The 16,037-nt window shown below is 34.2% G+C and carries 8 protein-coding genes; 2 read left to right on the forward strand and 6 right to left on the reverse strand.

What is annotated here, in order from left to right; all coding sequences use genetic code 11:
• Positions 1-73: 73 nt before the first annotated feature.
• From J8L88_RS01150 to pgk, 4 genes are all read right to left on the reverse strand, one after another.
• Complete coding sequence (locus J8L88_RS01150) at positions 74-2,200, reverse strand: Tex family protein (protein WP_211059738.1); 2,127 nt, start codon at positions 2,198-2,200, stop codon at positions 74-76.
• Positions 2,201-2,246: 46 nt separating this feature from the next.
• Positions 2,247-3,230, reverse strand: coding sequence for a DUF4837 family protein (locus tag J8L88_RS01155; protein WP_027394486.1), 984 nt, complete (start codon positions 3,228-3,230; stop codon positions 2,247-2,249).
• Positions 3,231-3,350: 120 nt separating this feature from the next.
• The gene (locus J8L88_RS01160) at positions 3,351-4,982 is read right to left on the reverse strand and encodes a LysM peptidoglycan-binding domain-containing protein (RefSeq protein WP_211059739.1); all 1,632 of its coding nucleotides are present in this window, start codon (positions 4,980-4,982) and stop codon (positions 3,351-3,353) included.
• A 219-nt stretch (positions 4,983-5,201) separates the two neighbouring features.
• The gene (gene pgk / locus J8L88_RS01165; protein ID WP_211059740.1) at positions 5,202-6,389 is read right to left on the reverse strand and encodes a phosphoglycerate kinase; all 1,188 of its coding nucleotides are present in this window, start codon (positions 6,387-6,389) and stop codon (positions 5,202-5,204) included.
• A gap of 204 nt (positions 6,390-6,593) precedes the next feature.
• Here pgk and J8L88_RS01170 point away from each other — a divergent pair, with 204 nt between their 5' ends.
• Both J8L88_RS01170 and J8L88_RS01175 read left to right on the forward strand, forming a co-directional pair.
• Entirely contained in the window at positions 6,594-7,748 is a 1,155-nt protein-coding gene (locus J8L88_RS01170; protein WP_211059741.1) for an ATP-binding protein, read from the forward strand.
• A gap of 35 nt (positions 7,749-7,783) precedes the next feature.
• On the forward strand, positions 7,784-8,182 hold the full coding sequence (locus J8L88_RS01175) for a hypothetical protein (protein WP_027394490.1): 399 nt from the start codon (positions 7,784-7,786) through the stop codon (positions 8,180-8,182).
• Positions 8,183-8,231: 49 nt separating this feature from the next.
• On the opposite strand, the gene J8L88_RS01180 is transcribed toward J8L88_RS01175, so the two are convergent.
• Positions 8,232-14,783, reverse strand: coding sequence for a PA domain-containing protein (locus J8L88_RS01180; RefSeq protein WP_211059742.1), 6,552 nt, complete (start codon positions 14,781-14,783; stop codon positions 8,232-8,234).
• Positions 14,784-15,056: 273 nt separating this feature from the next.
• Positions 15,057-16,034 (reverse strand): type IX secretion system membrane protein PorP/SprF, encoded by a 978-nt coding sequence (locus J8L88_RS01185; RefSeq protein ID WP_027394492.1) that lies wholly within the window; start codon positions 16,032-16,034, stop codon positions 15,057-15,059.
• Positions 16,035-16,037 lie beyond the last annotated feature (3 nt).

Genomic DNA, 16,037 nt, shown 5'->3' on the forward strand with positions numbered 1-16,037 from the left:
TTGGGGCATAAAAAATATAGTAAATACTCCTTTTATATAAAAGGAGTATTTTTTTTGACTTTATTTAAACGTTTTAATCAACTAATGAAAGTTGAATCCTTTTTCTGGATAGATCCACACTCATCACAGTAACCGTTATATGTTGGTTTAATTGGACCACGGCATTCACATCACTTATATACTCATTTGCAAGTTTAGAAATATGTATTAATCCACTTTCTTTAATACCTATGTCGACAAAACATCCAAAATTAGTGATGTTGTTTACGATGCCTGGCAATTTCATTCCTGATTTTAAGTCATTAATGGTTTTTACATTTGGATCAAACTCAAAAACGGTTGCCTTCTTTCTAGGATCAACACCTGGTTTTTCTAATTCTTTTACAATATCTGTTAAGGTAGGTAATCCAACATCTTCAGAAATATAATCTTGTAACCTAATTTTAGTAATTGCTGTTTTATTTCCTATTAATTCTTTTAAGGAAACTCCAGCATCTTTAGCCATCTTAGAGACTAACTTATATCTTTCTGGATGTACTGCTGAGTTATCTAATGGGTTTTTTGGTTCTGTTATTCTTAAGAACGCTGCTGCTTGTTCATATGCTTTTCCTCCAAGTCTAGGCACTTTTTTTAATTGCTCTCTGGACGCTAAAGCTCCATTTTCCGATCGATAGTTAACAATATTTTCAGCAAGCTTGTCTCCGATTCCGGATACATAACTTAATAATGGTGCACTGGCTGTATTTACATTAATACCTACACTATTTACACAACTCATCACTACCGTATCCAATTCATTTTTTAGCTTGTTTTGATCAACATCATGCTGATATTGTCCTACTCCAATTGCTTTAGGGTCAATTTTAACCAATTCAGCTAGAGGGTCTGCCAATCGTCTTCCAATAGAAACTGCTCCACGAACTGTAACATCATAACTAGGAAATTCTGCTCTAGCAATTTTTGAAGCTGAATATACAGATGCACCACTTTCATTAACCATAAAAACTTGAATCTGTCCTTCGAATGGAATTTTTTTAATAAATGCTTCTGTTTCTCTAGCAGCAGTGCCATTTCCTATCGCTATCGCTTCAATTTTATAAGCATTTACTAAAGATCTAATCTTTTTTATAGCATTGGTCGTTTCACGTTGTGGCGGATGTGGATAGATATTTTCATTATGAAGTAAATCTCCTTGCTTATCCAAACAAACCACTTTACATCCAGATTTAAAACCGGGATCTAACGCTAATATTCTTTTTTGGCCTAAAGGAGATGCTAATAGCAATTGTTTTAGGTTTTGAGCGAAAACTTTAATTGCATTATCATCAGCTTTTTCTTTTGCTAGATTTAATACTTCGGTAGAAATCGCTGGTGCAAGTAATCTTTTATATGCATCAGCAATTGCTAAAAATACTTGATCCGTACAAGTTTCTACATTAGATGTAATCATTACATCATCAATGATATCTAATGCGTCATTTTCTGGAACTGTAATTTTTACTCTTACTATCTTTTCGTTTTCTGCTCTAAGAATGGCCAGTAATCTATGCGAAGGGCATTTATGCAATGGTTCTTCCCACTCAAAATATTGTTGATATTTCTGAGCTTCGTCTTCGTTTTTTTTTGTCTTAATAACCACAGAAGTTATTGCTGCTCTACGTTGGTATAATCTTCGAAGTCTGTTTCTTATCTTTTCATTTTCATTTACCCATTCTGCAATGATGTCCCTTGCGCCTTGTAATGCTAGTTCTTCATTAATGATCGTATCATTAAGATATTGAGATGCCACAAAAAGAATCTCCTCTTCTCGTTGCTCCATGATTATTTTTGCCAGAGGCTCAAGTCCTTGCTCCTTAGCAACGGTTGCTTTCGTCTTTCTCTTTTTCTTATATGGAAGATATAGATCTTCTACTTCGGATAGCGTTTGTGCAGCTTCTATTCGCTTTTGTAACTCTGGAGTAAGCGCTTCTTGCTCTGTTATAGAAGCAAGTACACTTTCCTTTCTTTTCTGTAAGGTCTCAAAAACCGTTTTATACTTTACAATTTCACCAATTTCTACCTCATCTAAATTACCAGTCATCTCTTTACGATATCTAGAAATAAATGGAATTGTGGCACCATCATTTAATAATTCGATGGTTTTGGTGATTTGCTTTTCAGAAACAGGAACCTGTTTAGCGATATAAGAAACAATATTCATTAATTACATTTTTTAAACCGCTAAATATATATAAAATTACCTATTTCTACTCAAATTTAATGGACTTGATAATCGCCTCCAATTCGAACATGAAATTTCTTTTTCTTACTGATGGAGCCAAAACAAAACCTTCTATTACCAATTGTCTATTATTCGCTACATCATCGATTGCGTAGTTTACAAAAGGTCCTGCCATATAACGATCTTTGATTTCCCAAGTTCCCTTAGTTTCGAAAGCAAATTTATCATCTAACTTGGTTTCATAAAGATAAGGTGCATATGCTTCTTCTGTAATAAATTTTCCGGAATTAGTAGGTATTTTTAATACTCCTATAGAGTCTCTTACTTTAATAATTTTAGCAATTGTACTAGAATCTTTAGGGATACTTCCTAGAGGAAGTTCATATATCATCAGGTTCATATCCCCATTAGTAATATCTTTACGCAACCAAAAGAATTTATCTTCTTCTTTAGCAATGCGATATGCAGAAGGTATTTTAAGCGTAATACCTATTTTTTCTTTTAGCTGCGGAATATATTCTACCGATTTTTTAATTCGATATTGTTTTTCTCGCATTTCTACTTTTTTATACTTTGCGATCATACCTGCTGACCGTTCTTGGATCAGACGAATAATCTCATCCTGACTAGTTCCAGTAATTACATATCCTAATTGTGGAGTTGCGTATTTATTATTTGCAACATATACTTTAGACTCATCGCCTTCTTGAATTTTTAGAAACGTACGATATCTTCTAGCTAAACCAGTAAAAACGTCTGGAGGAATTTGTCTCATAGAAAACAACGGCTCTTCTTGTGGTAAACCAGGGACTTCTGCTCCAAAATACTTTCGTATTGTATCTCCTAAACTACCTGTCCAAAGTTCATTATCTATAATTACAGATAGTTCATTAATCTTACCTATGGATTGTGCGAGTGAACCATTAATTTTTTCTGAAGTATTCTTTTTAGTTTCTGTACAACTTACTATACAAAATACACAAATGATGGCTAGAGCTAGTTTTTTCATAATACAAATATACTTGGGATGTTATAATATTAAAAATAATACTATCCAGATAACGGATATACTTCGCGTTATAACATCATAAACCGTTCCAATTGCATTTTTTTAATCAATAAATGACGATTAAGATTTCGATAATTTTAACTTCATACCAGGTTTGATTCCGGTACCGCTGATATTATTCCAACTTCGCAGATTCTCTATCGAAACTCCTTTGAATTTTTGTGAAATGCTCCATAAGGTATCACCCGATTTTACTGTATACGTTTCGGAACTACTAGGATTCGTACTTGCAACTGCTTTTTGTGTATTTATTTTCTTTTTTGGTCTATCAACTACGGGGCGTCTTGGATAAATAGTTAATCGCTGTCCTATTCTAAGATTGTTACTACGTAACCCATTCCATCGTTTTATTTGGCTAACGCGTACACCATATCTTCTGGCAATTTTTCCCAAAAAATCACCGCTACGTACACGGTATCTTATTTTATCATTAGCTTCAATAAGCTTAGGGAGTGGTTTTTCTCTCTTATTAAACTCTTCTTGTGCTAGCGCATATATTTGGTTTTCATTAGCAACGAATTTACCTACTTGATCCAACGGCAAACGCAAAACATAGTTTTCATCTTTTATGTGAGGAATAATATCTAACTTATAGGAAGGATTCAAAAATTGTAACTCCTCCATATTAATATCCATAACCTCGGATACCTGATCCAAGGTAATCATCTGCTTCACTTTAATTGTATCTGTTTCAAAATAAGCAAATTCTGGTTTTCTTGGTTTAAAACCATGTTCTTCCGCATATTCAAAAATATACATTGTAGCTAAAAATGCTGGTAAATACCCCGCAGTTTCTCTTGGCAGATTATGACGAATATTCCAGTAATTTGTGTATCCCCCACTTCGTCTGATCGCCTTTGTTACATTTCCTGGTCCTGAATTATAAGATGCTAATGCCAAATCCCAATCACCAAATACACGATAAAGACTTGCCAAATATTTACAAGCAGCCTGCGTAGCCATAATAGGGTCCATTCGTTCGTCTACATATGAACTTACCTCTAATCCAAACATTTTTCCGGTTCCAAACATAAATTGCCATAATCCTGTAGCTCCAACTCTTGATTTCGCTCTAGGTTTTAGCGCAGATTCTACGATGGCTAAATACTTTATTTCTAATGGAATATTTTGGTTATCTAATTCTTGTTCAAATAATGGAAAATAAAACTCGCTCAATGCCATCAATCTCTCAAGATGCTCATGGCGATTTTTTAGGTAATTTTTAATCACACTTTCTAATGAGGTATTGTATTCAACGTTAAAAGGTGTACGTGCATTTAATCTTGCTAATCTGGCCTTTAATGTATCTGTTGGAAGATCTACATATTCGACAGGCTTATAATCCAATTCGGTAACTGATTTATAAATAGTATCAAATAAACTAGAATTATACAATTCTTGTTTCCAAATAGAATCTAACTTGGCCAATTGAGGATGATCCTCAATCGCATACATCACACTATCTTTAACACTTGTTTTAGTAAATGTAGTTGTTTTAAGCTCTCCGACCGCACTAATAACTTTAGTGGTATCTACTACCTGAACTGTATCTTTTTGTAATGTTAATTCTTTATCAAGTGTTACTATTCTTGAAGGTTTCGCTTTAGAGCTTACGGGTGGGATTGTATCTTGTGCTTGTAACGAAACTAGACAAAAAAGAAAACTAAGATAAAACCAACAATTTTTAATCATTTTCAGATATTGTTTACAATTACTCAAACTAACGGATATTTAAGGGTAAATAGTGTCAACTTTCAACAAGTTATTAACAACACTGCTGCGAAAATCGCATTTTTTTTCTAAAACGCAAAAAATCAACAAGTTAAAAACATAAAAAAATCAGTCGAAACGACTGATTTTTAATAACTTTAGAGTTTATTAAGACTTTTCTTACAATAATTTAGTCGATTGTTAATTTTCTATAGCAGCAATACCCGGAAGTGTTTTTCCTTCTAGACTTTCTAACATCGCTCCTCCACCAGTAGAAACATAGCTCACTTTGTCACCAAATCCAAATTGCTTTACCGCAGCAACAGAATCGCCACCACCTACAAGAGAAAAAGCTCCTTTTTCTGTAGCTTCGGCAATAGAATGTCCTAAGGCAATTGTTCCATTAGCAAAATTTTCCATTTCAAAAACACCTAAAGGTCCATTCCAAAGTATTGTCTTAGAATCTAGAATTACTTGATGAAAATTCTTTATCGTTTCTGGTCCTGCATCTAATCCTTGCCACCCATCAGGAATTGCATCTACACTCATTGCCTTTGTATTAGCATTATTATCAAATGCATCTGCCCCAATTACATCAACCGGCAAGTGTATTTGCACTCCTTTTTCTTCAGCTTTCTTTAAAATCTCTAATGCTAATTCTTGTTTATCATCTTCGCAAATAGAGTCTCCTATCTTTCCTCCTTGCGCTTTAATAAATGTATACGTCATCCCTCCACCAACAATCAAATTATCTACTTTATCAAGGATGTTTTCTATAATTGTAATTTTAGAAGAAACCTTAGAGCCTCCAAGAACAGCCGTAATTGGTTTTTCTCCACTTTTAAGTACTTTATCAATACTCTCGATTTCTTTTGCTAATAAACTTCCAAAACATTTATTTTCTGGAAAAAATTGCGCCACAATCGTTGTAGAGGCATGTGCTCTATGCGCTGTTCCAAAAGCATCATTAACATAAACATCTCCTAGTTTTGATAATTGTTCTGCAAAATTAGTGTCACCAGCTGTTTCTTCCTTATGAAATCTTAAGTTTTCCAAAAGTAATACCTCTCCTGGATTTAATTGAGCAACTGCTGTTTCCGCCTCTTCTCCTACGCAATTAGATACAAATTTTACCTGTACCCCAATTACATCCGCAACTTGATCTACAATATGATTTAATGAAAACTCATCTTGAATTCCTTTAGGACGACCTAAATGTGACATTAAAACAGCACTTCCACCATCTTCTAATATCTTAATAATAGTTGGTTTAGCAGCCTGAATTCTAGTGCTATCAGTTACTTTAAAATTTTCATCAAGTGGAACATTAAAATCTACTCTGATTAATGCTTTTTTATTTTCAAAATTGAAATCATTAATTGTCTTCATCGGATTGGATTGATTTTGGTAAACGAAAATAATTTTATTTCCTCAAAAACACTGAAAACTATTAGAAAAATTAAACTAATTTTTCTGCAAACTTCCACTTTTATCGATTTTTAGCAAAAAGAGAGCTTTCAATGAAAAAATCACATTTAATTTATATCTATTACACGCGATACATATTGTACATTATTAAATTATATTTGCTTTATGCTTTTTTCAAAAATATTAGGGCTTTCACATATCAAAAGCTACCTCACCACTAGTGCAGAAAGAGGTCGTATTCCTCATGCTCAACTTTTCGTAGGACCTAGTGGTAGCGGGACACTACCAATGGCTATTGCCTATGCACAATATATTTTATGTCAAAATAAAGAAGGTGAGAACACAGGAGGTAATTCTTCTTGTAATATAAAGTTTGATCATTTAGCACATCCAGATTTACATTTTGCATATCCTGTGGCCACTAATGATAAAGTAAAAAAACACCCTACTGCCAATCACTTCGCTGAAGAATGGAGAGCTTTTATAAATGACAACCCCTATGGAAGTATTTTTGATTGGTATCTTTCACTAGGTATTGAAAAAAAACAAGGACAGATAGGTGTTGATGAAGCATTGGATGTTGTAAAAAAGTTATCGTTAAAAAGTTACGAAGGTGGTTTTAAGGTCATGTTAATCTGGATGGCTGACAAAATGAATGTCGCTGCTTCTAATAAGTTGCTTAAACTAATTGAAGAACCTCCAGAAAAAACCGTTTTCATCTTAATTACGGAAGACGAAGAGCAATTGATACAAACCATAAGGTCTAGATGTCAAGTATTACACTTTCCTCCTTTGGGTGAACAAGTTATAAAAGATGCCTTAAAAGCATCAGAAAATGTTTCTGATACAGAAGCTTTAAAAATTGCACACCAAGCAAATGGAGATTATAGTAAAGCATTACACCTATTACATCACGATGGTGGTGATGAACAGTTTGAAGACTGGTTTATACAATGGGTGCGAACAGCTTTTAGAGCTAAAGGAAATAAATCTGCAGTTAATGATTTAATCAATTGGAGTGAATCTATCGCAGGATCAGGAAGGGAAACACAAAAAAGGTTTTTAAACTATTGTCTTGATTTTTTTAGACAAGCATTATTATTAAATTATAATGCAGAAGATCTTGTATTCCTCGAACCCAAAACTAATGGTTTTAAGCTTAAGAATTTCGCACCATTCATTCACGGTGGTAATATCATGGATATAAGTAATGAATTACAAGACGCAATTTATCATATAGAACGCAATGGTAACGCAAAAATCATCTTGACTGATCTATCTATTAAACTTACTCGATTATTGCATAAAAAAGCTTTATAAGCATTTTTTAGAATTTCAAAACTAAACTCAATTTTATGGACAATTTTATGACTCATATTGTTTCAATTACGATTTTACTGTTTTTACTTATCACTTTTTTACAATCTGGTATCGATAAAATTGCAGACTGGAAAGGAAATCTAGGTTGGTTAAAAGAGCATTTTTCAAAAACATTTTTAAGAAATATGGTACCGACCCTTCTAGGGTCTGTTTTAATTATTGAAATCATCACTTCAATCCTATGTATTGGTGGTATCTATCATTTAATAATGGATAATCATATTGGATTTGCAATTGCAGCAATGTTCGCTGCATGTATAACTCTTTTAATGCTTCTGTTTGGTCAACGAGTTGCTAAGGACTATCCAGGTGCTTTAACTATTACATGCTATTTTATAGTAGCTGTTTTTGGGTTATATGTAATTACCTCATAAAAAAAGAGCACTATAAAAGTGCTCTTTTGTACTATGAAAACAATTAATGTTATTGCTTTACTAATTTTATAATTTTCTTAGCACCTTTGCTAGTTTCAACTTCTGTAAAATACACTCCTTTTTTTAGTAAACTAATATCAAAAGAGCTCTGGATACTTTGTAACACTAACTTTCCAGATACATCAAAAACTTTTATTAAACTTATATCTGTATTAATACTTACTAAAGTATTTGCTGGGTTTGGATATAGATGAATATTTGTCTTTTCATTTTCTATTACATCTAATGTGTTCCCTTCTGCTCTAAAATAATATATTTCCGTGCTTTGTGCTACTCTATTAGCAAATGTAATAACTACTCTATACTCTCCAGGTTCTAAGACCATACAATCAGCCCCTGTTTCAAAATCAAACCAATCCGAACTACAACTATCATCTGTAGTTGGACAAGTTTCATCAAATGGTCTATTACAAGAAATATCATCCAATCTTTGCCATACAATAGATGCTGCATTTGTAAAAGATACATCGACCTCTTCTCCATTTTCATCCTGAATACTAATAACCGGATAACCCTGTCCTATCAATGCACAGAATAGAATTTCATCCGCATAATCAATGATTGGATTTTGGTTAGTTATTGTTACCGTAATCGATTCTAGGACTTCACAACGATTTACATCTAGAGCTTTTACCACATATTCACCTGAAACATCAACATCAAAAGTATTACTTGTTTGTTCTGGGAAGAGCGTCGTAATTCCATCGGCACTTAATAATTGATAGGCATAAGCTGGTGTACCTCCACTGGCATTTACGATAATTGTTCCGGTTTCATCGATATCCACGGATACCAAAAGTTTTGATGGATCTATGAGTGTTATCGGAATAATAAAACTACAACCTAGGCTATCTTGAGCTAAAAATTCATAAGATCCCGTAGGAATATCTGTAAACATATGTTGACCAGTAACACCATCCGCATTATCAGAATAGAACAAAGTTGGATTTAAAGAAGATGTAAACGTATATGGTGGTATTCCTCCAGAAACTTCCAATCTTACAATTCCATCGGCATCACCATTACAACTTATATCCGATACTAACTCCCCCGTTACAACTAATGGAGCTATAGGGTCTATTCCATAATCTTCTGTATAACTACAGCTATCATCTGTTCTTGCCTCAAAGGTGTAGGTGTATCCTTGTTCCAAATTAGAAAATGTATTTGACATTTGCCAAGGAGTTGTTATCGGAGCACTAATTCTATATTCAAAAATACTAGCACCATTAGTTCCGGTTGCAATTACTGTAATACTCGTAGAAGAAGCAGAACAAGTAATGTCTGAAGCTGTAAAATCAAGATCTACTACCTCATTAATTGGATCTATGGTCAAGGTTCCTAATAAAACAGGACAAGTAATTGTATTAGAATCTCTTATATAAACCGTATAATCTCCATCTATTAATCCAATAAATTGATTATTTACCGACCAAATTATAGCATCTAAGCTGTACTCATATTGACCATTCCCTCCTGTTGGGTTTGAGACTGTGATTTCTCCAGATGTATCACAATTATAATCTTGGGTGATTGCTATATCTGCCGTAATCGGAATAACATCCTCTGCAGATATCATTGCGTTAAAAAAACAATAAGAAGTTGTTCCTCGTCCATCATCAGTCGTAACAACGATATAATCTCCAGAAGGGACTCCAGTATATTCTCCAGTAGAATTTCCTGTTGTATTAGCAACAGGTGTTCCAGTGCTATCTTGTAATTCATAGGATAATGTTCCTTCGGCAGCACCTGCAGTTATCATCGTTGTTATCACTCCATTAGCATCACCACAAGTAGGAGCTGTAGTAAATGCCGCGCTAATTGTTAACTCATCATAAACCCTAACGATTGTGTTCACTGAACACCCGGATTCATCTGTAATCGTTACTACATAAGTTCCTGATGTTGCTACTATAAATTGGTGATTATTATTATCTATATTACCTACTACTGCAGTTCCGTCATCCAATTGATACAATAAGGTACCAAAACCTGTTCCTTCAACACTTATTACATTATTATTATCATAAACACAATCATCTATAAAACTTGCTACAACTGTCGGAAGTGGGCTTACTATTACACTAACATCTACAGGTCCAAAACTACATCCATTAGCATCTGAAACCCAGATATCAAAATCACCAGCGACGTTACCCAAATCAATTACATTGTTATTTATAGGATAAACACCTGGGTTACTAGCCCCATCAGTAGTAAGTGCATAGGTATAACCATCAGCTGTCTGAGAAATATCAAACTGAGTACCACCATCTGTTTGCATTATTATCTGTGCATTATCACCACAACTATTCGCTGGTGTTATATTTGTTGGAACTGAATTTAATGAATCGGGAATATCTATCACAAAATCTTGTCTAGCTGGACAACTCGTACCATTTTCTCTAACAATTACGTAATATTGACCTGCTGAAAAATTTGATATAGCTACGGGAACGTTGGTTCCAGTTAGGTTCGTTGCAGTTCCAGAATACGCAACTCCTAAAGAAACGTTCGTAATTTGAGAAAATACTTCCCATGAGACTTGAGTTACGAATGGATCGTATTCCGAAATTTCAAAACTAATTTCCCCGTCTCCTGAATCTGGCACTTGTCCACAACTTGCATCAGTAACAGTAAAATTCAAAATTTTTGGTTCAGACGGAGGGTTAATTGGTGAAATTAATTCCCTATAGATACAATTTGTAGCATTATCTCTAACTTCAATCGTGTAAGCTCTATAAAATGCTAAACCAGAATATTTATGATCTCTTATTGGTGTATTGGCATCTACTATTGTTGATCCTCCTTCACCATCATTTAGCGGCACAAAATCTCCAAGACCTGGCGATGGTTCACCGACAATGCGTATATCAAAACCTGGCGGCGGATCTGTTGGAGGACTTATACCTGCACCTCCTTGCAGAACGACATCTAGAATAATACCTTCTGAACAACTAGGGCCTACAGTTATATTAGTTATTAAATCATCTGGTGGTGATACCATGTCATATGGTCCAAATGATACCTGACTACAACCACTGATATTATCTGTACTTTGAACGAAAATATAATACTGTCCAAAATTAAGCCCTTCAAAGCGAACTTCTGTAGCCGTAGTTAAAATTGGATTTGAAGAAATAGTAATAGAAGGAATCAATGGTGTAATTGCTATATTCGCAGCATCTACCAAGGTATATGTATATGGTCCTGTCCCTCCACTTATAGTTAAATCTATAGCTCCTAAATCAGTAATAATATCTGACCCTCCACAAGTTACCGGCGTAATAGCGTTAGACACCTCAATAATAGCATTAGGTGCATTAATACTAACATTTTCGAAATTTTCGCATTGGTTACCATCTATTATCTGAATCTCATGATCTCCAATTTCCACATTATCAAAAGTTATTGTGTCTTCTACTATGGGGCCAATTTCCACATTTCCATCCAAAATATAAGTGAATGGAGGTGTTCCGTCTGTAATAACAACTTCTATTTGTCCAAATTCTTCTGCACATACAGGATCTACGCTAGTTACAGAAATTACAGGATCAACAGAAGGCACATTAATCGTAGCTACATATTCACATCCAGGAAAGTTACTATCTATAGCATATACTGTTACATCTCCCTCTGCAGAAATAACGAATGTTCCTGTAGTATTAGTGTAAGGTCCTCCAGAAGTTAAGCTAAAAGCAAAATTAGTTAGTACATTTACAACACTAACACTACCTTCATTATCACAACCTATAGGATTCATAGAGAGTTCTGGTTGATATTCATTTTTAAATACACTAAAATGAAATGGAATAACGCATCCACCTTCAAATTCTGCAAGAATTCTGTAATCCCCTACTTCTGAAACTGTATAACTTGAAGTATTACCACCTGTAACTTCTTCCCAGTTAGCATCTGTACAATTACCATCTAATAAAGAACAAGGATCATTAAAATTTGCCTGACAAGTACCTGAATAACTTAAACGTTGCCAAGAAATACCATCCAAAACAGATGAATCGAAATTTGTTTCTAAAAATAAGCTCTGATCACCACATAGTAAAATTTGTGGAATAGAAAGACTATTACAATCTTCTGTTACCACAGTGGTTCCATTAACATAGTCCAAAATTGGATTCTGGATGTCGCTAAAACCTTCGACATTAAACTCTTCTACTGATGTTATACATTGTGGATCCGCCCCATCAACATCTTCTTTTATTACTTTAAAAACACCTGTTTGAGGATTTGGAACCTGAAATGTATTACTCGTAGTAACTATAGGAGTTGAAATACCCGGTCCCGACCAAGTATAACTACTATATCCATTTCCCGCTGTTAATAATAACTCTCCTCCACAAAATGGCACATCAATTTGACAAGGAGCAAAATTTATAATCGTATTTCCTATTACCTCTGGTATAGAGTTACAACTGTCTGATGAAACTCCATTATCATCCACAATTGCTATTCCTGAGAATAACCCTGTATATGAAACAGTAGTTGTGTTAATAACTTGGTCAGAGCATGCATCTGCTAAATCATTACAGCTAGTTACTAATTGGGTTGTAAATCGTATGGATATCGCATCGCTTGTTACTTCCAATAGGCTACTTGGTACCAGAAATTGTAATCTTCCTGGAGATATCTCCGAATATGTCACTCCTGGTGGTAGCGTTTCGTCAGATATACCTAATAAATTTGTATTTACCGGAAGTATATCTGTAATTATTACCGATCCATCAATGAAATCTTCATTACCAACGTTTTCTATTTCTAGATCATATATAATTTCGTCTCCTAGCTCAACATTTCCTCCAGTAATTTCAACGGTTCCATCTGCGTTAAAAACACGTTGTACCAAACTAAGTTCTGGTTCCATTGTTGTAGTAGAAAAAGAATTTAAAAAAACACTAAATCTATCTCTAGTCGTTATTAATTGAAATACTGCGGAAGTTTGACCATTTCCAATAATCGAATTACTTGGGTTTGGCAAATCAAAAATATCGATGTCAAATCCTTGGGTATTTCTAGAATTAGGAGTTCTGCTCGTAACATATGCTCCATCAGACGAAATTGAACTATTAAAAAAATTTGTAGCTGGATTAGCCGTGTCAGCCCCTTGTCCTAATGCAACATAATCACCACTTGTATTCAATACATTTAATTGGTCTCCATCAAAACTAAAGTCTCCTTCCAATGATGCCACTCCATATCTAGTAGATACTGGTAGATTTCCTTGTGGTGTCATAAAACCATTATATGTAAATTCTATTGGGGCATCTCCACTAAATATCTGAGCAAATCCATCGCTAATACTTATGTATTTTGCATCATCTTGAGGGTCTTCATAAATAGCCACTAAAACCCATCCTCCGCAAGCTCCATCTCCACCACTTGTAAAACCTTGTGTTGCATTCATATCGGCAACAGTATACGTTCCAAAAGGATTATCTAGATCCAATAAGCTAGTAACATCTGCATAACATACATAAGGAAATTCATCATTTGCGGTATTCCCCAAAGGATTCGTAGGTGTATTGCTATATCCATCAAAAACCACACTAGTAGCAGCAACATCTATATAGGTACCTCCGGGAATTTTAAATTTTACATTTCTAAAGTCTGCTGGCCCCTGTTTTCTTGGATCAATAAGGGGAAGGTCTGTTAAAACATCATCTCCCTGATCCGTAGATAAAGTAGCTAACACTACGTTAGTTTGTGACTGAAGAAGCGTTACTAAATCTTCATCAAGAAAATTAGCATTACTAATATCGTCATTACCTATAGATACTACGGGTACTGTTATCTCTGGTCCGTTCCCAATAAGTCTTGGTAAAAGACCATTATCATTTACAATAACTACTCCTACCGCACCGGCATTTTGAGCATTTACAGCTTTCTCTCTTAAAGAACAAGTACCTCCTTTTCTAAGCACTGCTATATTGCCAGTTAACTCTGCCTCATTAGTAATACTGCAACCATCGATAGATTGAGCTACCACCAAATAAGAAGTTACCGGACTTCTTTGTATATCGACATTATCATTATCAAACTCAGCATTTCTTACAGCATATTGTTGAGCTAGTGGGCCATTATTTATAATTAATGCTGTATTCGTATCGGAATTACTTGCAATTTCAGCATCCAAAAAATTATTAGGACTACTCGCTCTTGTCATATAATAATTTGCTGACCAATATAATCCCGCATATACCAATTTACTGCACTCTTCTCTCGGAGCTGTTAACCTAGCTTCACTTGAACTAAAAGTAGTTGGATCATCATCTACATCTATATAAGCAGTAACAGTATTACCATTATTATCAATACCGTTATAATTTCCATTAGGATCTGTAAATCTATTTCCATCCTTGTCCTCAATCATACCAACAATATCGTTACCGGTCATGATCAAATCTCCTTTAACACCTGAGATAGATTTTCTAATCTGAAAAGGAACAGTTTCTTGACTAAAAACTGTGGTGCTAACAAGTAACAAGCATATCGCTATTAATTCGAGACGTAATTTTTTATTCATTTTTTCTAAAATTGATAAATCTGGTTTTTAATGTAAGTATCATAACAAAGGAAAATGTTACCATAACTTTATTTTTTATTTGACCTATACAGATTAATATTCTCTTTTTTTATGTCTATAACTAATCTTAATAGTGGTTCAGTCAGTTATTTTATGTTCTTAAACATGGTAACAATTACATTTTAAAGGCAAAAAAAACACCTATCTAATAGATAAGTGTTTCCAATATTTATATTTTATCGTAGTAAAAAGAGTAGTTATTTACGATTTATTTTAATAAGTACATCCACATTTACTTTGTCTACATCCAAAGTCAATCCCCAAAGTAATCATATGCGATCCTGCTGCGTTACTTGCATCAAATACTTCATTCACATTTACCTGATATCCATAGGCAACATAGAAATTAGATTTTTTAATACCAATCATCGGAGAAACAGATAACGGTTTAAAATCCTGATCTACTAATGACCTTAAACTTATTCCAGCCCAATAATAATCTCCTCTATGTAACTTACGTACTTTTAAATTAAGATCCGCTGTACTTCTACCATCACCAGCAAAGTTCTGATATAACACTGAAGGCTCTACTTCTATATCGCTAAAGCGATCATAAAAAGTATATCCAGAATACACATAGTAGTTCTGTATAGAAGAAGGTTCCGTAGGATTAAAATCATCTATTTGCTTCTGTAGTAAATTCACCGCATTAGCACTTAAGAAGAATCTTCCTAATCGATACAATACTCCAATATCAAAGTTGGAGTTATTTACTGTAACATTCTCTAAACTTTCACTAGGCGGCATATTAGGGTCTCCATCATTGAACTGAGATGTGTCTATTCCAAACTGAGTAAACTTATAACTAATACCAAAGGATAGGTATTGATTGGTATACTCATTTAGTGTCAAGTGGTGTGCAAAAGATAATTGTACACCTTTTTGAGAAGTTGCTCCATTTTTATCATTAAATAAAATAGCTCCTACACCCGAACGATCAGAAATACGACCATCTATAGACACTGACTGTGTTCCTGGGGCATCAGCAATATCAACCCACTGTTCAAATCCCGAAGCTCGAACCTGCCAACAATCTCCAATACCTGCATAAGCACTAGATATTAAATATGGATTATCTGCAATATATTGGTTTTGAACTGGTGCAAAAAACTCTTGACCATAACTTCTATTACCAACTATAGCTGTTATTAAAACTATAGCTATTATTATATGTCTTGTGTACGTTCTCATACT

It is taken from the genome of Aquimarina sp. MMG015 (genome assembly GCF_018100855.1).
GTDB lineage: Bacteria > Bacteroidota > Bacteroidia > Flavobacteriales > Flavobacteriaceae > Aquimarina > Aquimarina latercula.

What these genes read in the sequence shown, in the direction of transcription:
- pgk (WP_211059740.1), bottom strand. Translation starts at nt 6,389, where the DNA reads ATGAAGACAATTAATGATTTCAATTTTGAAAATAAAAAAGCATTAATC.
- J8L88_RS01160 (WP_211059739.1), bottom strand. Translation starts at nt 4,982, where the DNA reads ATGATTAAAAATTGTTGGTTTTATCTTAGTTTTCTTTTTTGTCTAGTT.
- J8L88_RS01155 (WP_027394486.1), bottom strand. Translation starts at nt 3,230, where the DNA reads ATGAAAAAACTAGCTCTAGCCATCATTTGTGTATTTTGTATAGTAAGT.
- J8L88_RS01150 (WP_211059738.1), bottom strand. Translation starts at nt 2,200, where the DNA reads ATGAATATTGTTTCTTATATCGCTAAACAGGTTCCTGTTTCTGAAAAG.
- J8L88_RS01175 (WP_027394490.1), top strand. Translation starts at nt 7,784, where the DNA reads ATGGACAATTTTATGACTCATATTGTTTCAATTACGATTTTACTGTTT.
- J8L88_RS01185 (WP_027394492.1), bottom strand. Translation starts at nt 16,034, where the DNA reads ATGAGAACGTACACAAGACATATAATAATAGCTATAGTTTTAATAACA.
- J8L88_RS01180 (WP_211059742.1), bottom strand. Translation starts at nt 14,783, where the DNA reads ATGAATAAAAAATTACGTCTCGAATTAATAGCGATATGCTTGTTACTT.
- J8L88_RS01170 (WP_211059741.1), top strand. Translation starts at nt 6,594, where the DNA reads ATGCTTTTTTCAAAAATATTAGGGCTTTCACATATCAAAAGCTACCTC.